This is a genomic window from Nocardiopsis coralli (assembly GCF_014892575.1).
In the GTDB taxonomy this organism is placed as follows: Bacteria; Actinomycetota; Actinomycetes; order Streptosporangiales; family Streptosporangiaceae; genus Nocardiopsis; species Nocardiopsis coralli.
In genome coordinates, this window is the sequence record NZ_JADBGI010000023.1 from 47,053 (window position 1) to 68,865 (window position 21,813).

Annotated in this window: 19 protein-coding genes; 11 read left to right on the forward strand and 8 right to left on the reverse strand. The window is 68.1% G+C overall.

Annotation, left to right across the window (positions count from 1 at the left end; all coding sequences use genetic code 11):
- The first annotated feature begins 99 nt into the window (after nt 1-99).
- Nucleotides 100-918 (forward strand): helix-turn-helix domain-containing protein, encoded by an 819-nt coding sequence (locus IDM40_RS21965; protein ID WP_193123934.1) that lies wholly within the window; start codon nt 100-102, stop codon nt 916-918.
- A gap of 122 nt (nt 919-1,040) precedes the next feature.
- On the forward strand, nt 1,041-1,667 hold the full coding sequence (locus IDM40_RS21970) for a YHS domain-containing protein (RefSeq protein ID WP_193123935.1): 627 nt from the start codon (nt 1,041-1,043) through the stop codon (nt 1,665-1,667).
- Between the two features lie 320 nt (nt 1,668-1,987).
- Here IDM40_RS21970 and IDM40_RS21975 read toward each other — a convergent pair whose 3' ends face one another.
- Both IDM40_RS21975 and IDM40_RS21980 read right to left on the reverse strand, forming a co-directional pair.
- Nucleotides 1,988-2,887 (reverse strand): hypothetical protein, encoded by a 900-nt coding sequence (locus IDM40_RS21975; protein WP_193123936.1) that lies wholly within the window; start codon nt 2,885-2,887, stop codon nt 1,988-1,990.
- Nucleotides 2,888-3,059: 172 nt separating this feature from the next.
- Nucleotides 3,060-3,407, reverse strand: coding sequence for a DUF6086 family protein (locus IDM40_RS21980; protein WP_193123937.1), 348 nt, complete (start codon nt 3,405-3,407; stop codon nt 3,060-3,062).
- A 196-nt stretch (nt 3,408-3,603) separates the two neighbouring features.
- Here IDM40_RS21980 and IDM40_RS21985 point away from each other — a divergent pair, with 196 nt between their 5' ends.
- The 4 genes from IDM40_RS21985 (at nt 3,604) to ilvD (ending at nt 9,724) form a co-directional block, all read left to right on the forward strand.
- A complete protein-coding gene (locus IDM40_RS21985; RefSeq protein WP_193123938.1) occupies nt 3,604-4,332 on the forward strand; it encodes an NUDIX hydrolase in 729 nt (242 codons plus the stop codon).
- On the forward strand, nt 4,329-5,480 hold the full coding sequence (locus IDM40_RS21990) for a 5'-methylthioadenosine/S-adenosylhomocysteine nucleosidase family protein (RefSeq protein ID WP_193123939.1): 1,152 nt from the start codon (nt 4,329-4,331) through the stop codon (nt 5,478-5,480). Before IDM40_RS21985 ends, IDM40_RS21990 begins: the two co-directional genes overlap by 4 nt.
- 80 nt (nt 5,481-5,560) lie before the next feature.
- Nucleotides 5,561-7,549 carry a hypothetical protein gene (locus IDM40_RS21995; RefSeq protein ID WP_193123940.1) on the forward strand — a complete coding sequence of 663 codons (1,989 nt, stop codon included), beginning with the start codon at nt 5,561-5,563 and terminating at the stop codon, nt 7,547-7,549.
- 483 nt (nt 7,550-8,032) lie between these two features.
- A complete protein-coding gene (ilvD, locus tag IDM40_RS22000; RefSeq protein WP_193123941.1) occupies nt 8,033-9,724 on the forward strand; it encodes a dihydroxy-acid dehydratase in 1,692 nt (563 codons plus the stop codon).
- 89 nt (nt 9,725-9,813) lie between these two features.
- On the opposite strand, the gene IDM40_RS22005 is transcribed toward ilvD, so the two are convergent.
- On the reverse strand, nt 9,814-12,576 hold the full coding sequence (locus IDM40_RS22005) for a tetratricopeptide repeat protein (RefSeq protein ID WP_193123942.1): 2,763 nt from the start codon (nt 12,574-12,576) through the stop codon (nt 9,814-9,816).
- 108 nt (nt 12,577-12,684) lie between these two features.
- Nucleotides 12,685-13,059, reverse strand: coding sequence for a signal peptidase I (locus IDM40_RS22010; RefSeq protein ID WP_193123943.1), 375 nt, complete (start codon nt 13,057-13,059; stop codon nt 12,685-12,687).
- A 190-nt stretch (nt 13,060-13,249) separates the two neighbouring features.
- On the opposite strand from IDM40_RS22010, the gene IDM40_RS22020 reads away from it, so the two are divergent.
- On the forward strand, nt 13,250-14,500 hold the full coding sequence (locus IDM40_RS22020; protein WP_235997835.1) for a helix-turn-helix domain-containing protein: 1,251 nt from the start codon (nt 13,250-13,252) through the stop codon (nt 14,498-14,500).
- On the forward strand, nt 14,497-15,105 hold the full coding sequence (locus IDM40_RS22025) for a PIN domain-containing protein (RefSeq protein ID WP_193123944.1): 609 nt from the start codon (nt 14,497-14,499) through the stop codon (nt 15,103-15,105). The genes IDM40_RS22020 and IDM40_RS22025 overlap by 4 nt, the downstream gene beginning before the upstream one ends.
- A gap of 41 nt (nt 15,106-15,146) precedes the next feature.
- On the opposite strand, the gene IDM40_RS22030 is transcribed toward IDM40_RS22025, so the two are convergent.
- Nucleotides 15,147-15,356: a hypothetical protein gene (locus tag IDM40_RS22030; RefSeq protein WP_193123945.1), complete on the reverse strand. Its 210-nt coding sequence runs from the start codon at nt 15,354-15,356 to the stop codon at nt 15,147-15,149.
- Between the two features lie 77 nt (nt 15,357-15,433).
- Between IDM40_RS22030 and IDM40_RS22035 the strand changes: the two genes are divergently transcribed.
- Nucleotides 15,434-17,473 (forward strand): WD40 repeat domain-containing serine/threonine protein kinase, encoded by a 2,040-nt coding sequence (locus IDM40_RS22035; RefSeq protein WP_328807093.1) that lies wholly within the window; start codon nt 15,434-15,436, stop codon nt 17,471-17,473.
- A 161-nt stretch (nt 17,474-17,634) separates the two neighbouring features.
- Here the strand turns inward: IDM40_RS22035 and IDM40_RS22040 are convergent, their stop codons facing one another.
- Together IDM40_RS22040 and IDM40_RS22045 are read right to left on the reverse strand one after the other, a co-directional pair.
- Complete coding sequence (locus IDM40_RS22040; protein WP_193123947.1) at nt 17,635-17,964, reverse strand: hypothetical protein; 330 nt, start codon at nt 17,962-17,964, stop codon at nt 17,635-17,637.
- 125 nt (nt 17,965-18,089) lie between these two features.
- On the reverse strand, nt 18,090-18,704 hold the full coding sequence (locus IDM40_RS22045; protein WP_193123948.1) for an ATP-binding protein: 615 nt from the start codon (nt 18,702-18,704) through the stop codon (nt 18,090-18,092).
- A gap of 228 nt (nt 18,705-18,932) precedes the next feature.
- Between IDM40_RS22045 and IDM40_RS22050 the strand changes: the two genes are divergently transcribed.
- The gene (locus IDM40_RS22050; RefSeq protein WP_193123949.1) at nt 18,933-19,760 is read left to right on the forward strand and encodes a helix-turn-helix domain-containing protein; all 828 of its coding nucleotides are present in this window, start codon (nt 18,933-18,935) and stop codon (nt 19,758-19,760) included.
- Nucleotides 19,753-19,920, forward strand: coding sequence for a DUF397 domain-containing protein (locus tag IDM40_RS22055; RefSeq protein ID WP_193123950.1), 168 nt, complete (start codon nt 19,753-19,755; stop codon nt 19,918-19,920). Before IDM40_RS22050 ends, IDM40_RS22055 begins: the two co-directional genes overlap by 8 nt.
- Before the next feature lie 141 nt (nt 19,921-20,061).
- On the opposite strand, the gene IDM40_RS22060 is transcribed toward IDM40_RS22055, so the two are convergent.
- Complete coding sequence (locus IDM40_RS22060) at nt 20,062-21,732, reverse strand: MFS transporter (protein WP_216631146.1); 1,671 nt, start codon at nt 21,730-21,732, stop codon at nt 20,062-20,064.
- Nucleotides 21,733-21,813: the final 81 nt, after the last annotated feature.

Sequence of the window (21,813 nt, forward strand, 5' to 3'; positions counted from 1 at the left end):
TCGGCGCAGCTGCGTACACGATCCGGGCCGTACCGCCCGCACGATCGGTCTCCGCACGGGATCATGTCCGGGCGCGGGCGCCGACCGTACGGTTGAGCGATGAGCACACACGAACCCGTGGGTACGCTGCTCCGCCGTTGGCGTGAGCGCCGGCGCCTCTCCCAGCTCGATCTCTCCATCGCGTCCGAGGTCTCGGCCCGGCACCTCAGCTTCCTCGAGACGGGCCGGTCCCGGCCGAGCAGATCCATGATCGACCGGTTGTGCGACGAGCTCGACGTGCCCCTCAGGGAACGCAACGGGTTCTACCTGGCCGCCGGGTTCGCGCCGGTGCACCCCGAACGCCCTCTGGAGGATCTCGGCGCGGCCCGTTCGGCCGTTCGGGCTGTGCTCTCCGGGCACGAACCCAACCCGGCCGTTGCCGTCGACGTCCACTGGAACGTGCTCGCGGCGAACGACGCCATGTCGCGCTTCCTCACCGGGGTCCCGCGAGAACTGCGCGAGCCCAGGACCAACATGCTGCGGGCGACCCTGCACCCCGACGGTCTCTCACACGGGTTGGCCAATCACGCCCAGTGGCGCACGCTCACGTTGCGCCGGGTGCGCCGCCAGTACGAACGCACCGCCGATCCCGCGCTGTCCGAGCTGCTGCGCGAGCTCGAGGGCTACCCGCCTCCCCCGCGGCCCTCCGAGGACGTGCCCGGCCCGCAGAGCGACCTCGTCACCCCGATGCTGTTCGACAGCGACCTGGGGCGCCTGTCCCTGCTGTACGCGGTCACGGTCTTCGGTTCACCCCGCGACGTGACCCTCGACGAGATCGCCGTCGAGACGTTCTTCCCGGCGGACGACCGCACGAGGGAGGTGCTGGCCCAACTGGCCGAGCAGGCCGAGTCGGCCGCGGCCGGTGACCAGCAGAGCTGACACCGCGCAGCCCCTCGGGCCCCTCTCCCATGACCTCCCACGTCATTGCGGGGCCCTGTGGCTCCGGCAAGGCTGGTTGCGAGGCGGCCGCCCGGTCGCCCGGTCCGAAGAAGGGGGACATCATGCTTCTCATGGAGATCGCCCACCCCACGGGCAGCCTGGACAACTGCGACCGCGACCAGCTGAGCGGGGCCTTCCTCGACCTGTTCCTGGGCGCCCCGGGGTACACGGAAGAGATTCTCCGGCGGGTACGGCCCACCACCCACATCGCCTTCCGCGAGCTGCAGGGGTGGCGGAGCGGGGACGGCCCGCCCCGGGAGGGGACCGCGCCGCCGATGCTCGTCACCGTCACGCTCCCGCAGGCCTGGCAGGAGGAATCGGCTGCGTTCCTGATCGGTCTGGTCCGCACCGCTGTCCGCCGCCTGGACGACGACCGCGGCTGGGTCAGGCCCCGGGGGAGCCTCTGGATCAAGGTGGAGGGTGTGCCCGACGGCAGCATCGGCCTCGACGGGCGCCCTGCCACAGCCTCCGACGTGCTCGCCTTCCTCACGGAGGAGACCCGGGCCGCACGCGAGAACGGCACCGCGGCACCCGTACCCGAGGGGCGGTTGCCCGATCCGGTCTGCGGGATGACGGTGGCCGATGGCAAGGGCGCCCTCGTCGTCGAGTACCGCGGTGAGCGGCTGGGCTTCTGCTCGCGGGTGTGCCGCGACACCTACGTGGGCGAGCACCCCGGCGCCGTGGTCTGAGCGCAGGCGCCGGCCGAGCGGTGCCGGACCACCGGACGGCAGGGCCGGGGCGCCTGTCCACGCGCCCCGGTCCGCTCATGCCGGCTCACCGGGAACCGGAACCGCCCCTGCGAGGCCTACTGGGCGGAACCCACGGGCCACCGGAGACAGAACGGGCCTACGCGTCTCGGGGGGTGCGTGGGTCGGCGCATGGGGCGGCGCTCCGGGCCACGCGGACAGAACAAGCCACCAACCGGATCTGTGCGGCAGCCCTGAAGCGAGCACCCGATCCCCCGGCGGTGCCACCTGCCGGCATCCTCAGCGCCGGTGCGTACTCAGCCTCAGCACCAGTGCACACATCCGCCGGTCTCCACGGCCGCCCGGCAGAGACGGGTGAGCGGCGCGACGGCGTACTCCAGCTCCTGTGGGGGCAAGCGTGTGCGGTGGACCCCGAGCACGTCGGGTTCCCGGCCTTCCTGCCCTCCCCGTCCCAGGAGGTGGCGCATCGGAACCGTGGTCTCCCCGCCGTGGTCGAGCGCCGTGAAACGCACCCGGTCCTCCCCCACGCGCTGCTGGGTGAACCGCCGCGACCGGAAGAGCTCGGTCCGCGTTCCGTCCTCCGCGCACCCGCCGTCCTCCGCCCGCTCGGGGCAGTACTCGACGAAGAACCCGTCGTGGTCGAGACCGGCGACGTACTGCGCGGACCGGTCGGGCATCCTCCGGCTCCGCCCCGCACCGAGGTGTTCGTGGATCGGTCGCGCGCGCAGGCCGTCCGCGCCGGATTCCTCCCTCGGCCCTGACCCGCCTCCCGTGCCGCTCGTGTCACTGGTGAGCACCGTCCACGGGCCCAGGTCCCGGCTCCGGGACAGGTCCCGCAGCTCCGCCAGCATGGATGCGGCTTCCTCGTTCTCGAGCCGGCCGCTGTTCGCCTGCGGGAGCCGGTTCACCAGGGTCGGAAACCGGTGCGCGCCCCCGGCACCGTCCAGCGCCCTGCGCAACCGGCCCATCCCACCGCTGTTCGCGATCCGCTCGGCGATCAGCTCCATCTCCTCGTGCGGGCAGGCCTCGCGGGCCGTCCACCGGTCGAACCGGTGGTGGAGTTCCTCGTTGCCCGTGATCGGCACGTCCAGGTCGGGAAGCCCGCTCTCCTCGTCCGGCTGGATGAGGGAGGGATCCGCAGGCGGTGGTGTGGTGAGCCCGTCCCTCCAGCAGTGGCAGGGCACGTAGGCGTCGTAGCCCATGGGGGCGCGCTCCTGTTCCGTCGTCGTGCCGTCGTCGGTCCATGGTCGTGACCGTCACCGGGGTGGCGGCCGGGGCGCCCGTCCACAACGCCCCGGCCTGCCCGCGTCCACTCGTGGCACCGAATCTACGGGCCGTCTACGACAGAACGGGTCGCGTGCCTCCGAAGGCCCCTCAGCGGGGCATGCAGCGTGACGCTGCCCGTGCCCGCTCAAACCATCGCGGGTCCCACGCGGCGGCTCCTGCATCGAGGCCGGCGCGTTCGGCGAGCACGAGCAGGACCGCGGCCGTGTCACCGGTGCCCTCTCCTGTTTCCCCCGGACCTTCCCGCGCCAGCATTGCCGCGACGAACGCGCCGAACACCGCGCCGTCGATGTCGTGCTCGTCGGCGAGCACGGGAGCTATGCCCGACGGCACCCCGAGCTCGCGTTCGAGCATCGCGACGCGTTCCATGAACCGCTCCGCCCGGCCGCTCGCCGGGCTCCACACCGTGCGCCCGTCCACGTCGAAGAACTTACTCATTACGCCTTTCACGTCTTCTCAGATCACGACGGAACACCGATTCCACGTCGGGACATACCGCCACGCAAGAAAATACAGGCCTTTTAGAACTCCACAAACAAAGGCAACAAGAACCACATCAACACCCCTGAAAACATTCACAGAAAAGTACACCAACCTCTTCCTGTTGATCTGACAAGAAGGTAATGTCCCGGGCATGGACGAAACCCCCTGGGAACCCCCGACCGTCCTGCTCGCCGTCGATCTGGTGATCCTCACCTTGCGTTCCTCGACCTTGCACGTCCTCCTCGTGGAACGCGGAATCGAACCCCACAAGGGCCGATCAGCATTGCCCGGCGGGTTCCTCTTCGACGCCGACGAGGACCTGCGCACGGCCGCCCACCGAGAACTGTCCGAAGAAACCGACCTGGACGCCGCGCGCCTGCACCTGGAACAACTCGGAACATACGGCGACCCCGGCCGCGACCCCCGAGGCCGTGTCGTCTCCGTGGCCTACCTGGCCATCGCCCCCGAACTCCCCGAACCCGAAGCGGGGACCGACGCCTCGGCCGCCGCCTGGACCCCCGTGGAGGAATGCCTCTCCGGCCGGACCGAGCTCGCCTTCGACCACCGCAGCATCCTCGACGACGGTCTGGAGCGCGCCCGGGCCGAACTCGAGCACACCTCACTGGCCACGGCCTTCTGCGACGAGCCCTTCACCATCTCCGACCTCCAGCAGGTCTACGAGGCGGTGTGGGGACAGCGGCTCGATCCCCGCAACTTCTACCGCAAGGTCCAGGCGGTGCCGGGCTTCATCGTGCCCGCCCTCCCGGACCGCCGGCGCACGCGGGGCCGACCCGCCCGACTGTTCCGTCCAGGGCCAAGGGACCGGCTCCGCCCTCCGATGATGCGCCCCGACCCCCCGACATCGAGCGAGGAACGATGAACGACAACCCGGTGGTGATCCTCACCGCCCTCAACCTCGAGTACGAAGCCGTGCACGGGATGCTCGGCGATCCCCGCCCCCACCGCCACGCGAGGGGCACCCGCTTCGAGATCGGCACGCTCCCCCACGGGAAGGGCCGGGCTGTGCTCGGCCTGGCCGGCAAGGGCAACCACTCGGCCGCCGTGCTGGCCGAACGCGCGATCCAGGAGTTCTCCCCGAGCGCCGTCATGTTCGTGGGCGTGGCCGGAGCCCTGTGGGACACCCCTCCGCTGGGCGACGTGGTCATCGCGACCCACGTGTACGCCTACCACGGCGGGACCAGCGAGGACGACGGGCTCAAGGCGCGGCCCCGGGTGTGGGAGGCCCCGCACGAGATGGCCCAGCTGGCCGCGCACGTCGCCCGGTCCGCGGGTTGGGCGGAGACTGCCTCGCCCCCGCCCGGAGGTACCGCGCCGAAGGCCCACCTCGGCGCGATCGCCGCTGGGGAGATCGTACAGAACTCGCGGCTCTCCCGTGAGGCGGAGTGGATCCGGCAGACCTACAACGACGCCGCGGCCATCGAGATGGAGGCAGCCGGTATCGCTCAGGCCGGGCACCTGAGCGGTTCCCCCGTGGCGATCGTCCGCGGGATCAGCGACCGTGCCGACGGATCCAAGTCCAGTGGCACCGACCGCAACTGGCAGCCGATCGCCGCAGGGAACGCGGCCGCGTTCGCGCTCCGGCTCGCGCAGGAGCTCACCGAGACCGAGGAGGAGACCGCCATGGCCGACACCACCCCTCCGGGCGGGAGCGGCAACGTCACGAACACGGCCTACGGGAACGTCGGGTTCCAAGCCGGCGACATACACAACAGTTCGTTCCACGTGAGCGCGCCCTCCCCCGGTCCGGCCCCCGACGTGGTGGCCGAACTGCACGCCCTGCGCAAGGAGTTGTCGAAGGAACGCTCCGCCGGGCGGATCGACGACGAGACCCACGAGGCCGCCTCGGCAGAACTCGACATCGCCGACAAGGGGATCGAGGAGGGCACTTCTCACGGGAAGAAGGCCACGATCCTGGCGCTCAAGCGGCTGAAGGGGCTGCTCAGCGACCTCGCGTCCCTCGCTTCGAAGGTCGCCCCGCTGATCAGCGCAGTGAGGGGGAACTCGTGAGCGGACCCGAGAACGAAAGCCCCGGCGACACCACCAATACCGCGGAACCCGGGTCCTACGTCGGGGCCCAGTTCGGGCACGTGCACAACTCCGAGGTGTACGTGGTGGGCCCGGACGAACCCCCCGAACGCAAGTACGAGGTCGGGCTCCGGTACTTGGAGAACGGGATGCCGCGGAAGGCGCACGATCTGATCGCCGCGGCCTTCACCAAAGAGCACGACAGCAGCGAGATCCGTTTCCATTGGGTCCTGGCCCTGCTCAGCAAGCGATCGTTCCGAGACGTGTCCTCCGGGGACCACGAAAAGCTGCGCGAGTTGTGGACCCGGTTGCACACCTTCCCGGAGGATGCTTGGAGGAGGGCATTGGAGTCGCTCTCCGCCCTGCTGGAGTGCTTGGACGACCCCGACGCGGATCCCGAGCCCGCGGTCGACGCCGTTCTAGAGCTCCCCAGCGAGCAGCGGGAGCTCATCGTCCACCACCTGGGAGCCATGGTCACCGGCGGCGCGAAGGCCAAGCTGTGGCAGCAGATCGTCCAGGACGCGGTTCGGGAAGCGACCGACAACGGCCGCCGCGATCGTGCCTGGTCCTACTTCGAGCCCACCCCCGCCGGCGCACGTGCCCGCAAGCCGAAGCCGAACTCCACCAACGTGTGGGACGGCGTCGGTACGGCAATCTGGGGCTCTCTCCTGCTCATGTGCGCTGCAGGCATCGGGTGGACCGCGCTGGCCCACGGCGGTTTCCTCGAGCTCGCCTCGTGTGTCCTGGCCCTGGTGGCCGGTTACCTCGCTCTGCGCAATGCCCTCCTCTGGTGGCACAGGAACCGGCTCTGCAACGGCGGCACACAGACACAGTTCCTCCGACCGCTGAAGAGGAGGCCGCCCCCGGCCGGGTTCGCCGACCGCGTCGACCAAGACTTCCGCCGCTACTTCATCAAATACGCCCCTGACCGCGACGAATGGCAGGCCTGGCTCGAGGAGACCGAAGACGTTCGCCGGACCTTGCGCGATGAGGTCGTCCACATCTACCGCGAGAAGGAGGTGGACGCCGGGTCCGTCAAATGGTTGATCCGGCACATGGCGCGCGATGTCCGTGATCGATCGAGCAAGGACCTGCCACTCGACCCCCGGCCCCGCCACGAGGCCGGGAGGTCGGTCAGGAAGCGAACCTGGCTCTTCTCCGTCATCGGTGTGGTCGCCATGCTGAGCGTGATCGCTTCTGCTCTCCTCCATGCACCGGTGATCACGGTGGTCTGCCTCCTCGGCGCAGGGGTGAGTTCCAGGTACGCCGTCTCTCTTTGGGCCAACATCGTCAGCGAGTCCTGGCGTGTGCGGGAGGAGAGGGCCGAACGCAAACGCATCCTGCAAGAGAGGCAGGAGGAGTACGAGCGATGGACCGACAAACTGGCCTCCCTGCGCCCCACGGAATCGGAGATGGAGACCTGGCTCAACGCCGACAAGACCCTCATCCTCCGGAGCGCGCTGATACACCATCAGCTGTCCTGGCACGAGATCGTCGCCCACACGTTCCTGCAGACCTCTGACGAATCGAGCCGACGGGCCAAGGAGAAGTACGGCGCGTGGCGCTACTCGAAGTATGTGATCCGGCTCTTCCTGATCACCCAGGAGGGGGTCAGGGACGTGGAGGCGCGGCTCAACTTCAACCGCGGTCTTGTCGGTAAGCGTGAGTTCGGGGACTACCGGTTCGACTCGGTCTCCTCGGTCCATGTGGTGGAGCAGAGCCGGATCAACTACACGCTGTACCTGACGTTGACCAATGGAGACCCTCAGAAGATCGATGTCTTCGAACCGTCGGCCCTCGTGGATGAACGTGCTGAGGAATCGGGCGAGGACGAAGACGAGGTGAACGTGAACCTCGACGCGTCCGGGTTCTCCCACACGCGGCGCATCCTGGAGGGGATCGCAGCCGAGGGCAAGTCCTGGATCACACGAGACCAGGATCAGCGGGAGCGCAAACGGACAGCCGCTTCTACGGCCCACGCCGGACAACCCGGCGTCGGCGGCGAGCCGAAAGGCAGCCAGACCCCGGAAAGGGTGAGCGCGGAGCACTGAGTCCGCGGGGTCGGGCGGAAGGCCACCGGTAGACCGACGAGGTTACTGCGGCGCAGGAGGAGAGCGGGTTTGCCCTCCGGCCTCGGCCGGGTTCCCCCATACCGCCCCGCCCGACCGCTCCTACGCTCGCCGTTTGCCCCGACGGCCACGGGAAAAGCAGGGTGAACAGGTACGGCGTTCCCGGGGTTCGGGCACGGCGCTCCCCGGAACACGGTTAACCTTCCGGGACCCGCGTGCGTCGCTCCCGAGCCCCGGACCGGTCTTTGACCGGGCTCGGGGACGGCCCGGGTCCGCCCGGTAACGTCCGGACCCACCGGCCCCTGGCCATCCGTGTCAGAATCCGCCGGAGCGGCGTGACTCGCCGTACCCGCTTTACCCGTTGCACCCGGCCCCTCCCGGCCGTCCCGAACACGCACGTACCCGCACACGCATCCGAACACGTAACCGCACGCACGCAGTCGACGATCCCTTGCGAGGCACCCGATGGCCATCGACCCGAAACCGCGCAGCCGCACCGTCACCGACGGCATCGAAGCAGCCCCTGCCCGCGGCATGCTCCGCGCCGTCGGCATGGGCGACGGCGACTGGGACAAGCCGATCATCGGCGTGGCCGGCTCGTGGAACGAGATCACCCCCTGCAACCTCTCCCTCGACCGGCTCGCGCGCGCGAGCAAGGGCGGCGTGCACGCGGGCGGCGGTTACCCCCTGGAGTTCGGCACGATCTCGGTCTCCGACGGCATCTCCATGGGTCACCAGGGCATGCACTACTCCCTCGTCTCCCGCGAGGTGATCGCCGACTCCGTCGAGACCGTCATGCAGGCCGAGCGCCTGGACGGTTCGGTCCTGCTCGCCGGCTGCGACAAGTCGCTTCCGGGCATGCTCATGGCCGCCGCCCGCCTCGACCTGGCCTCCGTGTTCATGTACGCGGGCACGATCGCGCCCGGGTGGGTGAAGCTGTCCGACGGCACGGAGAAGGACGTGACGCTCATCGACGCCTTCGAGGGTGTGGGCGCGTGCAAGGCCGGGCGCATGAGCGAGTCCGACCTCGACCGGGTCGAGCGCGCCATCTGCCCCGGTGAGGGCGCGTGCGGCGGCATGTTCACGGCCAACACCATGGCGTCGATCTCCGAGGCGATGGGGATGAGCCTGCCCGGTTCGACCTCTCCGCCTTCCGCGGACCGGCGCCGCGACCACTTCGCGCACAGGTCCGGCGAGGCGGTGGTCAACATGCTCGAGCAGGGGATCACCGCGCGCGACATCATGACGAAGAAGGCGTTCGAGAACGCCATCACGGTGGTCATGGCGCTGGGCGGGTCCACCAACGCCGTGCTGCACCTGCTCGCCATCGCCCACGAGGCCAAGGTCGACCTCGAGCTCGACGACTTCAACCGGATCTGCGACCGGGTCCCGCACATCGCCGACCTCAAGCCGTTCGGCCGCTACGTGATGAACGACGTCGACCGGGTCGGCGGGATCCCCGTCCTGATGAAGGTGCTGCTCGACGAAGGGCTGCTGCACGGCGACGCCCTCACGGTCACGGGCCGCACCGTCGAGGAGAACCTCCAGGACCTCGCGCCGGACCCGATCGACGGCACCGTGCTGCGCCGTTTCGACAACGCGCTCCACCCCACCGGCGGGATCACCGTGCTGCGCGGTTCCCTCGCGCCGGAGGGGGCCGTGGTCAAGACCGCCGGGTTCGACACCGAGACCTTCACCGGCCCCGCGCGGGTGTTCGAGCGCGAGCAGGCGGCGATGGACGCGCTCAGCTCGGGTGACCTGCGCAAGGGCGACGTCGTGGTGATCCGCCACGAGGGGCCCAAGGGCGGCCCGGGGATGCGGGAGATGCTGGCCATCACCGCCGCGATCAAGGGCGCCGGGCTGGGCAGCGACGTCATGCTGCTCACGGACGGGCGGTTCTCCGGCGGCACGACCGGCCTGTGCGTGGGCCACATCGCCCCGGAGGCTGTCGACGGCGGCCCGATCGCCCTGGTGCGCGAGGGCGACTCCATCACCGTGGACATCGCCGGGCGCAGCATCGACCTGCACGTCGACGAGGAGGAGCTCGAGAAGCGCCGCGCCGGGTGGGAGCCGCTGCCCAACCCGTTCCCGGAGGGGGTGCTGAGCAAGTACGCCAAGCTCGTGCGCTCGGCCTCCACCGGCGCCGTGACGCACTGAGGGCCTTCGGCGCCTGCCCGCCCCGGCCGTGCCCGCCCCCGGGCTCGGCCGGGGACGGGGTACATCACGCACACGCCCGGCCGTCGCTGCTACCGGTCGAGTGACGCACGCAGGCGATCGGCCCGCGGATCACCGATCTCCTCGAAGATCGCCAGGGCCCTGACCCTGCAGTTCCGTGCCTCGTCCTCACGCCCGAGGTGGTCGAGGGCGTCCGCCAGCCCTCGGAGGGTGAAGGCCAGCCCGTACCGGTCGATGCGCTCGCGCACCTCCACCACTTCGTAGAAGGCGTCGACGGCCTCCTCGTACGCATCCGACCGCACCAGCACCGTGGCGACGTTGTTCACCGCCCACGCACGACCGTGTTCGTCACCCAATGCAGTGAACACCTCGGCCGCCAGGCGCGTGTGCTCCAGTGCCAGGCGCAACTCGCCGAGCTCCGCGTGGACGCCGCCGATCAGGTTCAGCGCCCGGGCCCCTCCATGGTCCGCGCCGGCTGCCTCGAACGACACGAGGGCAGCGTCCGACAGCTTGCGGGCCTCGTCCAGATCCTTCGTGTCCCTGTGGACCTGTGCCAGGTGGAGCTGGGCCTCTCCGAGCCCTTCGCTGTCACCCGCCTCGGCGAATCGTGTGACGGCTTCTGTCAGGTACTCGAGGGCGTCCACGTACCGCCCCTGCTCCCGGTTGGCCACCCCGAGCCCGTCGCACAACCAGGCCTGCGCGCGTCGGTCACCGAGGTGGCGTGCGGCCTCCAGCCCGGCGCGTTGGACACGGGTCCACGTCGCCCACGGCTTGCGGCTGAAGAAGTAGCCCGACGGCGCGAGCGCCACTTGCCAGGCGAGTTCGTGCTCGCCCTGGTCCAGCGCTGCCTCCACAGAAGCGGCCAGGTTCTCGATCTCCCGCTCGAACCAACGCTCGGCTTCTGTAGGTGTGGTGTCGAGCTGTCCCTCATGGGCCTGCTCCGGTGTGCGCCATCGCGGACGCCACGGGGCCAGGGCCTGGTCGTGCGATTCGGCAGTGTGGAGGAACCACGTGAGCACACGGCGCAGCGTGGCGCGCCGTTCGTCGATGGTCTCTTCTTCGATGGCCCGCTCCTTCGCATACGTGCGCAGCAATGCGTGCAGTTGATGATCGCAGCCCGTTCGCTCCACCAGGTTCGTGCTCTCCAGCCAGCGAAAGTCCGGTCGGTACCCGAAGAGCGCCTCGGCTGCCTGCTCGGAAAGCGTGGGGCCGGGGTACAGGCCCGCGATCCGGAACGTTCGCCTCTGGTCCGGGGGAAGCGCCTCGTAGGACGCGGTGAAGGCAGCGCGGACCGAGGCCTCCGGGTCGAGCGGATCACTGAGGCCGTCGAGGCGCCGTTCCCGGATCCGTTCGATCATCGCGGCCAACTCGTTCGGGGGCAGCCCCGCCCCACTGGCCCCTGCGATGCACAGGGCGAGGGGATGGTGGCCACACAGCTCGGCCAGCGTCCGGAGCTGGGTACCGTCCCGCTCCACACCCAGAAATCCGGTCAGCAGGCCGACCGCCTCGTTCCGGACCAGGGAGGACAGGTGTACGGGCGTTGCACCTCGGCGAGCGACCAGCCCGCTCATCGCGGTGCGCCCGGTGACGACGAGCCCGCAGGTGGGCACATCCGGCATCAGATGGCGGACCTGGGACGCACTGTGGGCATCGTCGAGCACCACGAGGCACCGGCGCTCGCGGAGGAGCGACCTGTACCGTGCTTCGAGCCCGTCGAGATCCTGTGGGAGAGAGCTCTCCTCGGCCCCCAGATCCCTCAGGAAACGGACCAGCGTCTCGGCGGGGTCGGCCACGCGAGCCGTCGGGCCGCGGAAAGTCCCGAGATCGGCGTACAGCACCCCGTCGGGGAAACGGTCGAGCACCTTCCATGCCGCCTGCACGGCCAACGCCGTCTTGCCCGATCCCGGTGCCCCGTCCACGACGCATACCGGTGGGGTCGTGCTCTCGGCGGTCAGGACCGAGACCACGCGCGCGAGGTCCTTCTCGCGCCCGACGAAATGAGCACTCGGCGACGGGAGTTGCTGCGGGCGGGGCACGTCGGCCGGGCGTTGGGGGACGGTCGACACGTGAATGTTCTGGGCTTGGAGAAGGGTGCCTCCTCCCATGCCTCCTTGGAGCGTGTTCCCGACGCCTCGAACGGTGGGCGAGGACGGCATGGACCGGGAAGGGGGCTCCTCGGGGTCCTCGGCGTCCCGATGTTCGTCGAGCCCGAACGATTCGGCAAGGAGGGCACATTCTGTGGCGGCCCACCGGCCCTCACTCCCCAGCTCCGCGAGATGGCCCCACGCTGTCGTGAAGAGCTCGTGGGCCCGTGCAAGGTTGGGTTCCGAGGGCACCTGCCGGGACAGAGTGCCCAGCGCGCTCAAGACATCGCGCACCTGCCCCTGAAGCGCCTTCTTGTCACGCAGCTCGAACTCCTCGTCACCGAGGTAGAGGGTGATGGTCCCTCTCTCCTCGCTGACCACGGCCACCGGGCGTCCGGTCTGTTCCGCGTAGCGGCCGGCAGAATCGTGCCTGGTTCCTCTCGCCTCCGTGTCCCTGCTCGCGCCGACAGTTCCGGGCCGGAGCGTGACGCGCTCCCGCACGATGCGGTCCCAACCGTCGGACAGGACGAGGGCACCGTCGTGGTGTGCTGCGCGCAGGATCTCACCGGAATTCAGCGGCTCGTCCAGCTCGCGACCGTCCGCCAGCCACTGTTCGTCCTCGTCGTGGTGGCCCAACACCACAGTGATCCCGAGCCCCTCGGCCCGCACCAGCTCGAGCCCTTGCCGTACCGGCTCGTCGAAGGCGAGCGCCGTGCGCAGTCTCGAAGGTGGTTCTCCGTCTGTGGCCATGGACCCTCCGTTTTTCGACTCCGAGTTCGGTTCGGGGCCCCTCCCGGCAGCGCCGCGCCCCCGATTCTCTTCTCGGACACGGCCCTGGACGTACCGGGCCTTTGTCGGTCACGGTTCCGCCGGGGTCACCGCGTAGCCGGGTACGGAGGGCCAGCGAACGGTCAGCACCACCGAGTCCTCTTCCGCGAACCAGGAGTGGTCCGTGCCGTGGCCCCACACGACGTAGTCGCCCTGCCGTTCCAGGAGCACCTCGCGGTTGGGCAGCGCGACCCGGAAGCGTCCGCTGATGAGCACCAGGAGTGCGGTCCGCTGCTCCCCGCGGACCCACCGGGCGCGCTCGTCACCGCGTTGGTGCACACCCCATTTGATCTCCACGGCCTCGCTGTGCCGGGGGTCGTCGGGGTCCTTGAAGTGCCCGAGCAGCCACCCGCGGTCGAGCACCGCGTCCTTGCCCGCATTGCCCACATACACGTTGTCGCCCACGGAAACGGACGCTAGCACCCCCCGATCCCGGTCACGGCCCGCGTTTTCGGCATCAGCCGGCGGAGGACCCGGGCGTCATCGCGTCCGGAGGCGGTGCTGCTCAGCGGCCGCTCCCTGTCCGTTGTCGGTGCGCCCGGCTAGACTGAATCACCAAGGCGATAAGTGATTCAGGCTGGTGAGGTGGCAACCTATGACGAGCACGGACATCGGAACGCGGATCGAGCGTGCCCGTGCGGCGGCGGGCTTCAGCCAGCGCTCCCTCGCCGAAGCAACGGGCGTCTCCCAGTCGACCCTGTCCCGCATCATCGCCGGTGACCGGATCCCGAAGATGCCCGAACTGGTGGCCATCGCCTGGGAGACCGGAACCACCGTCGCCCAGCTCACGGGTACCGGGATCTCCTCCGCACGGGCGCAATGTGCGGCCCGGTCCACCAACGACTCCGGCATGGACGGCATGCGCCGGGCACTGCTGGAGTTCCTGGAACTGGACGAGTACCTGGACGACCAGGCGATCCCCACCACGACGGGCCACAGAGCCAGTACCGAACGCCTGGAAGCGCTCCGCCCCGAACACGAAGGGCGGAGCGCAGCCGAACGGTTCCGTCGGGAACAGAACCTGGGCATGCAGCCCTTGGGTGACCTCGTGGCCGTCATCGAGCAGGCGACCGGAATCGATGTGGCCGTGCTCGACGCCGACCAGGACGAGCACGGCCTGACGATGCGGGACCCCGAGCGCGACGCGGTCTTCATCGCTGTCGCACGCACCGATCGTCCGATGCGCCAGCGCAGCACCTTGGCCCACGAGCTCGGCCATGTCCTGTTCGAGGACTGGGCGGACAGTGACACCGGAAGGTGGAGCAGCCGTTCACCGGTGGAGACGCGCGCCAACGCCTTCGCCCGCCATCTGCTCGTGCCCCTGGACGGGCTACGTGCCTTCCTCGGGGAAAGGAGCCCGGTCGACCGGTCCGACCTGTCAGCCGTGGTCCAGCGGTTCCTGGTCTCCCCCACGATCGCCGCGATCGCTTTGCACGACGCGGGATACATCGACCCGCCCACGAAGCAGGAGTGGCGGACGGGCCTGTACACACCGGGGCTGGCGACCCGCTTCGGGTGGAGCGACCATTACGAGGCGCTGAAGGCGGACTCGGCCCGGCGCAGAGCTCCGCAACAACTTCTCGCCCGCGCGATCAGGGGCTACGCCGAAGGGGTTCTGTCCCTGCAGGCCGTCGCCACCCTGCGCAGCATGACGCGCGGAGAGACCGAGGCGGAGCTGGAAGGGGCGGGCGTGGTGCCGGCCGACCCGTCCACCCTGAGGAACGCACCCGCCGAACTACCGGAGCCCGATGTGGACCTCGATGCTCTGGACGAGGCGCTCGGCGCACCTGATGAAGACGATGACGACACCGACGTGCCCAAGGCGACCGGGGGCGCCGCCGGATGAGCCACCGACCGATCATCGATGCAGGCCCCGGCCTGAACTTCCTGTCGATCAACAAGGAGCGGCTCCTGATCGGTGTCCTGGGCAAGCTCTCTGCCCCGGAGATCGTGGAGACAGAAGTACTGCGCAAGTCCCGGGACGATGAGCGCTTCCGACGGGCCGCGAAGGTCTGGCGCAAGATGACGCCCACCTACATGCAGATCCTTCCGGACAACTACACCCCCGAGCTTGCTGCCGCTGTCCAGCGCATCGCCCACCAGCCCATGGAAGAACGGGTGAAGAGGCGTAAGGATCTGGGCGAGACGATGGTGATCGCACACGCCGCCGTTGCGGCCGAGACCGGCGATGCGGTGACCGTGCTCATCGACGACGGCGAAGGGGCACGGATCGCAGCCTCGGAGAGCCGACGACTCGAACGGCTCCGGGAGAGCGGACGGGCCGTGGGCTCCATCCACCTGGTCGACACGGAGACCGTGCTTAGGACCGCGGTGGCCAGGGGTTTCATAGCGGACAGGTCGGAGCTGCGCCTGGTCTACAAGCGGCTGCGCGAGCTGGACGACGGACTGCCGCCGATCGAGAGCACCGGGCTCCTGTCTGCCACGGATTGAGGCGCCCCGAGGTCCGTGACCTCCTACCAGGGACTGTGTCCTCAACCGGTCACCGGAAAGACGCGCTGGACCCCGGCGTCCGTCTCGAACTCCTTGTGCTCGAACTCCTTCTCGACCTCGACCGTGATGGTTCCGTTGGTCAGGTCCGCGGCCGCCCCCGGGTCGATGACCAGATCCGTTTCGAAAGCGGGACCACCGTGTTCGGTACGGTGCCGTCCGTGCGGTGCTGCAGTACGTTCTCGCCCCAACACAGCACAACTCTCCCCGACGACCGACGCCCTGCTCCGGATCCCGTCCGAGCACGCCCCCGACCGGAAACGAACCCGAAGTGAACCCCCTCCTGAACCATGACCCCCGCAGAATCGGTCGTTACACCCTCGAAGCTCGGTTGGGCTCAGGAGGAATGGGACAGGTCTACTTGGCCCGCACGCCGGGTGACAGACCCATCGTCGTCAAGGTCGTCCGTTCCGAGTTCGCCCATGATGAGGAGTTCCGGCGTCGCTTCGCACAGGAGGTCGAAGCGGCCCAGCGCGTCGGGGGTTTCCACACGGCCCAGGTCGTGGATGCCGACATCGAGGCAGATCCCCCCTGGGTCGCCACGGCCCACATCCCTGCCCCTTCCCTGGAGCAGGTGTTGCAGGATCAGGGGCCGCTCGGCAGCTCCGCTCTGGAATCACTCTTCAGCGGGCTCGCAGAAGGGCTCGAAGCGATTCACGCGTGCGGGTTGGTCCACCGGGATCTGAAGCCGGGCAATGTGCTCATGGCCGAGGACGGCCCCAGGATCATCGACTTCGGGATCGCGCGCGCTCTTGATGCGGGCTCGGCAACGGTGACGGGACAGGTCATCGGCACGCTCGCCTATATGTCACCCGAACAGGTCCAGGAGCATTCCGTAGGACCGGCGAGCGATGTGTTCTCCCTGGGAACCGTGATGGCCACCGCAGCCACTGGTTCCAACCCGTTCGACGCGGCGACCATGGCGGCCACCGTGCTGCGGATCATTTCACCGGCACCCTCTGTGGAAACGCTGCCCGCCCGGCTCCGTCCTCTGGTGGAGGCCTGCTGGCAGAACGATCCAAAACTGCGCCCGACTCCACACGAGATCGTCACATCATTCGAGGGTGAGAACACCGCACGTCCACTGGTGGGAAGCGAAACGGCCTTCTCCTCGGCGAGGAGCGAACGCCAGGAAATGGACACCACTGAGGTGCAAGCTTCACCTCCGTTCGGCAAAACCAAGGTGGCGCCGCCCAAGGTGACAGCAGGAGCTCGGCATGGCCGCAGCCTCCGTCTTTTCCTACTCGTAGCGGCTAGCGCGGTTCTCATCGCAAGTTCGATCCACTGGGCGTTCCTATCCGAGGACGACGATTCGGTACCCGAATTCACCCCCGACACCGTCATCGATCTGCATGAGGGGCTGCGCGAAGATGTCGATGAGGACAGGGTCCACCACGACATCTCGGCCGCGGACCTCAGCCCGGACGCCGACCTGCTTGCCACTGCGGACAGTGTCCATGTACGACGGGGGATCACGAGGGAGGAGGCACACGATTACTATGCGCGGCTTCTGGATTCCGAGACCGGCGAAGAGGTGGTCGTTCGTCAGGGCGGCGAAGATCCGGCATTCATCGACGTCACCTTCACCTCTGAAGGTGACCCAATCGGGCTCCAGAGGACCCCAGAGGTCCACCGGTTGTGGGACATCAGCACTGGAGAAGCACTCCTCACCCTCGATAGCCAAGAGGAATCGATCGGCACTCTGGATTCCAGGCCGGAGAGCACCGATTTTCTCACCGACGGATCAGACGGTGACCTCCACCTGTGGGACGGCAGCAGTGGAGAGCGCATTGACACCTTCTCAACAGAGGGACGGTTGAATTCACCTCTCTTCTCTCCGGACGGGTCCACACTTGCCACAGGCAGCGGCACCGGTGTGCTGCTATGGGACGTGGACACAGGCGCCATCACTACGATCGACTTGGAGGAGGGTGGCGGGGGGCCGATGGCCTTCAGCGCGGACGGCGAGCTCTTCGCAACCGCGCCTCGTGACGACCACGTTCATCTGTGGGACGCAGTTTCCGGGGAGCTCGAGACCAGGATCCCCACGTACACCGACTCCTTCTACACAAGGAATTTCGGCGACCCGGAAGCGATCCGATCCTTGACCTTCAGCCCTGACGGGTCACTTCTCGCAACCGGACAAGATGACAGCAACGTGCGCCTCTGGGACATTTCCAACGGGACACACACGTCCACACTCGTGGGTCGGGATGAGCGGTCCCTTACCTCAGTGTTTTTCGGTGTCGGCGGAGAGACATTGATCAGCTCGGATTCCGCGCGCAGTGTTCAGATGTGGACGCTCCCCTGACCCACCGGAGGGCAGCCCCTTTGGGGCAGGGCCGGGGCGACCAAGACCCCGCGCACGCTGATCGGCCAGGCCCCGGACCACTGCGTGGTCAGCGTTCCGGGGCCTGGACAGCCGGGGGCCCGGCCGGCCCGGCAGACGGGCCGGCTCCGGCGACTGCTTGCCTACGTGCGCTGCCTGTTGTTGGTCCGGGACCACAGGAGCGCCAGGAGGTCGTCCCACGTGCGGGCCTCGGCCAGGCCTGTAGGGGTGGCGATCCAGTAGGACTGCGTGGACTCGCCGAAGAAGATGACCAGCCCCGGTCGACGTGCCTGGAGAGCAGCGGCTCCGCGGTGTTCGGCCGCGAACTCGGAACGGTGCCCGCCCAGCCGTGGCAGGGATTGGGCACGGTGGGTGCGGCAGGTGCGGTGGACACACGTGGGGCACGAGGTTCCGGACAGGGTGCCGGTCATGCGGCTCGGGTGCGCCGTGCGGGGTGCCGGGATAGCATGCATGGCTGATCCTGCTTTCTACGGTTTTCAGAGGCTGAGATTCAGGGTTTCTGTGGGGCTCAGGAGACGTTGCAGCGTCTTCTGAGCCCTTTTTCGTGTGTGGAGCAGTTCCGTTCTGGCCCTTGAGGTCAGGCCTGGCTCCACGGGTTGCCGTCGAGGTCGCGAGCGAGGAAGAACCAGACCTTGCGCAGCTCCGGCTGGGCGTTGTCCCCCCAGGAGGTGGCGAGGGCGTTGACCAAGGCCAACCCCCGTCCGGACTCGTGGTCGTGCTTGAGTCCGCTCGGGTCGGCGGACAGGGGTTCCCGGGGCATGGGGACCGTGCTGCCCGCGCTGTCCGGGCTGCCCACACCGCGCGGGCTGCCATGGTCCTTGCACGTGAGGTGCAGCCCCTCACAGGAACGGCGCACCACGAGGGTGAAACTGCCACCCGCCTCCCCGGAGCGGCTGTGCTGGATCGCGTTGGTCGCCAGCTCGCTGCCCAACAGGGTGAAGAGGTAGCGGTATTCGCGCGAATCTTGCGAGTCCTGCGAGTCGATCGAGCTGCTCACGGTCAACGCGCAGGTGTCCAGGAACGCCCTCACCAGGGGGAGCAGGGTCGGGATCCCGGGGAAGCTGTACTGGCGGTGGCGGAAGTGCGGGCGGTCGCGACGACCGGAGAAGTAGTGGGCGTGGTGCGGGCGGATGAAGCTGGACAGCGGAACGGTGACCTCGCTCCGGGCGAGCTCGGGCGCGAAAGCGGACATTGACGGACACACTCCTCTGTCGACCCAAATTATAATCACGTGACAATTCAGAGAAAAGCGGCACTGCCCCTCATTCAAGAAGTCGCCGCCTCTTCCTTCACGCCTCAGAATGCCGACTGCCACAACGACAGGCCAGACTCACCGGATAACCCGCCAACCTTCCAGGACTTCCTGGAATTTCCTGGAAACCATCCACGCACCGGTACGTGATGTGCTCATATAGGAACCATGACCCCGGATGAGCGTTCCTTAAAAGCCTTCGGCCGCGAGCTGCGTCGGCTGCGCGTGGAGTGCGAGCTGACTCAAGAAGCAGTTGCCCGCCGCATCTGCCAGCGCGGATCTACGGTCAGCAACTCACACGTGTCCGACATCGAAAAGGGCAAGACCATGGCCCGCCCAGCGCTTCGGCGCGCACTCGACGAGGTACTACAGGGAGGTGGCCGGCTGGAACGGCTCTGGGAGGAGTTGACCGGGTCAGGGCGTCGTGCCTGGCTCCATGAAGTCGCTGAACGCACACACCGTGCGGACGCCTTGTACGAGTACCAGGCGTTGGTGTTCCCCGTGTACTTGCAGACGGAGGCATACTCACGTGCAGTGATGCGCTACGGTGCTCCGTGGTTGTCCGCGAATGAGCTCGATGAACGAGCCCGCCAGCGATCTGCCCGAGCACAGCAGATGGCCAAGGCGTTCTCCCCCATCATCTGGCTCGTGATCGATCAGTCACTTCTCATGCGTCGCTACGGATCAGCTCAGGTTCAGAAGGACCAGCTCGCCTATGTAGCGGACCTTCTCGAGAAGGAACGGATCAACATGCTCGTCGTGCCCCTGGCTGAGCCCCGGCATGCGGGCAACAACGGTCCCTTCAGGGTCATCACGTCGCCAGACCAAGCCGAGGTCGTCTACGTGGAATCGGCCCACCAGGGACAGATCATCACTGCCACCAACGAAGTCGGTCGCTACAGGATGTGGTTCGCGGCCCTGCAGGGCGTGGCATGGGGACCGGGTGAGACGCTACAAGCGGTCCGAGAAGAAATGAAGAGGATCAACGATGACTGACTGGCACACGTCAACATACAGCGGCGGCAACAATGAATGCGTAGAGGTTCGCGAGCATGCTTTCGGTGCTGACCTCCGCGACTCCAAGCACCCCGACGCCGGCCACCTCCCCTTCCCCGCCTCCGAGTGGACATCCTTCCTCAGCAGCGCCCTGAAGTAGCCCGGCCCCCGAAAACGGAAGCTGAGACGGACGGGAAACGGACCGGTGCTCAACGAGAGCACCGGTCCGCACGGATTCCGGGTTCCGGGTTCCGGACTCCACGCAGGTTCCGCAGCAGCTACCCGCGCGGAGAAAGGAAGCTCAGCGGCCGGACTCCCCCGCGCCCCCGCACAAGGCCCCGTCTCCGGTTGCCTCTTCATCAGCTTCAGCATCTTCCCCAGCCCTTACATCAGCACCGAGATCGAGCTGGTCTCCGTCTCCCGTGCTTCCCGTGCTGGGCTCCACCTGCCCTGTGGTGCTACTTCCACTTCCCCGGAGGAAGACCACCGCAAGTGCGGCACCGGCCACCAGCACCACCGCACTGATGGTGGCGGCCAGCTGCAACCCGTCGGCGAAAGAGGAACGCACGGCTTCGAGCAGAGCGGCCCCGGGCTCACCGGGGGTCCTCTCAGCAACAGCAACCCCACCGCCGACGGTCTCAGCCGCGTCCTGGAGTTCACCTTCCTCGACCCCCTCGGGCGAGGAAGAGAACAGCCGGGTCTGGTACACGGCCATCGCCCCGGTCGCGAGGAAGGCCATACCGCCCGCGAGCCCGAACTCCGCCCCGCTCTCGGCAACACCGGAGGCCATGCCCGCGCGCTTGCGGGGAGCGGAGCTCACGATCAGGTCCGTCGTCAGCGCGAGGGTAGGGGTCACCCCGACATAGAGCACCGTGAAACCGACGACGGTCCACGCGAGGCTGACTTCAGAGGCGGTGACTGCGACCATGGTGGCACCGACCGAGGCAGTGAGCAGTCCACCTCCGACGACGTAAGCCGGACGTACGTACTGCACCAGTTTGGGCGCCAGCAACGTTGCACCGATGCCGAGCACGATCGACGGAACGGTCCACAGTCCGGCGAGCAGCGGCGTGAGCCCGAGAACGGACTGCAGGTACTGGATCACCAGGAGCTGACTTCCCGCCATCGCCGCCACAGCGAGCATCTGTGTACCGAGTCCGGCGCTGAAAGCAGGGAAGCGGAACAGGCGCAAGTCCATCAGGGGGTCGTCCATGCGCAGCTGGCGACGCACGAACACCAACCCCAGGAACAGCCCAGCGGCACAGCTCACCAACGCTTCCAGCACGGTCCCGTCCAGAGTGATCGACTTGAGCCCGTAGACGAGCAGAAGCACCGAGGCCACGAGCATCACGGCACTGGGCATGTCCAGGCGTCCGGGCAGCTTCTCGGAGCTCTCCGGCAGCAGGAACGGCCCAGCGACCAGCAACAACGCCATGACCGGCACAGCGATGAGGAACACCGAACCCCACCAGAAGAACTCCAGCAGCACACCGCCGACGAGGGGACCGACCGCTTCCCCCGCGGTGAAAGCCGTCATCCAGCAGGCGATGGCGAAGGTGCGCTGCGCCGGAACGTGGAAGAGATCCGTCAACAGGGCCAGTGTGGACGGCATCAGTGTGCCCCCTGCGACGCCGAGGAGCGCTCGTGAGGCGATCAGAGCTTCCGGGGTCGTCGAAAACGCAGCGACAACCGAAGCCGCCGCGAAGGCCACGGCTCCGATCATGAGCAGGCGGCGCCGACCGATCCGGTCCCCGAGGCTACCCATGACCAAGAGGAAGCCGGCCACCATGAAGCCGTAGATATCCAGAATCCAGAGCAGCTGTGTACCGGTCGGCTCCAGATCCGCGCTCAGGCTCGGGGCGGCCAGGTGCAGCACTGTCAGGTCCATGGAAAGCACCATGGTGGGGAGGGCGAGAACCGCCAGCCCCATCCACGCCCGGAACCCGGCGCGCTCGGGGATCTTCGCATTCACTGTCGTCACACTTCTCATCCGTTCGTCCGTCGGATGAGCCACCGGTTCGGGGAACCTTGCCCACCCTTGGTCCGCAATGCG

Excerpts from the sequence above, each read along its gene's own strand:
- IDM40_RS22055 (WP_193123950.1), top strand. The coding sequence starts at position 19,753 with ATGACTGACTGGCACACGTCAACATACAGCGGCGGCAACAATGAATGC.
- IDM40_RS21965 (WP_193123934.1), top strand. The coding sequence starts at position 100 with ATGAGCACACACGAACCCGTGGGTACGCTGCTCCGCCGTTGGCGTGAG.
- IDM40_RS21985 (WP_193123938.1), top strand. The coding sequence starts at position 3,604 with ATGGACGAAACCCCCTGGGAACCCCCGACCGTCCTGCTCGCCGTCGAT.
- IDM40_RS22025 (WP_193123944.1), top strand. The coding sequence starts at position 14,497 with ATGAGCCACCGACCGATCATCGATGCAGGCCCCGGCCTGAACTTCCTG.
- IDM40_RS22045 (WP_193123948.1), bottom strand. The coding sequence starts at position 18,704 with ATGTCCGCTTTCGCGCCCGAGCTCGCCCGGAGCGAGGTCACCGTTCCG.
- IDM40_RS22040 (WP_193123947.1), bottom strand. The coding sequence starts at position 17,964 with ATGCATGCTATCCCGGCACCCCGCACGGCGCACCCGAGCCGCATGACC.
- IDM40_RS21980 (WP_193123937.1), bottom strand. The coding sequence starts at position 3,407 with ATGAGTAAGTTCTTCGACGTGGACGGGCGCACGGTGTGGAGCCCGGCG.
- IDM40_RS22050 (WP_193123949.1), top strand. The coding sequence starts at position 18,933 with ATGACCCCGGATGAGCGTTCCTTAAAAGCCTTCGGCCGCGAGCTGCGT.
- IDM40_RS21970 (WP_193123935.1), top strand. The coding sequence starts at position 1,041 with ATGCTTCTCATGGAGATCGCCCACCCCACGGGCAGCCTGGACAACTGC.
- IDM40_RS21975 (WP_193123936.1), bottom strand. The coding sequence starts at position 2,887 with ATGGGCTACGACGCCTACGTGCCCTGCCACTGCTGGAGGGACGGGCTC.
- IDM40_RS21990 (WP_193123939.1), top strand. The coding sequence starts at position 4,329 with ATGAACGACAACCCGGTGGTGATCCTCACCGCCCTCAACCTCGAGTAC.
- ilvD (WP_193123941.1), top strand. The coding sequence starts at position 8,033 with ATGGCCATCGACCCGAAACCGCGCAGCCGCACCGTCACCGACGGCATC.
- IDM40_RS22005 (WP_193123942.1), bottom strand. The coding sequence starts at position 12,576 with ATGGCCACAGACGGAGAACCACCTTCGAGACTGCGCACGGCGCTCGCC.
- IDM40_RS22020 (WP_235997835.1), top strand. The coding sequence starts at position 13,250 with ATGACGAGCACGGACATCGGAACGCGGATCGAGCGTGCCCGTGCGGCG.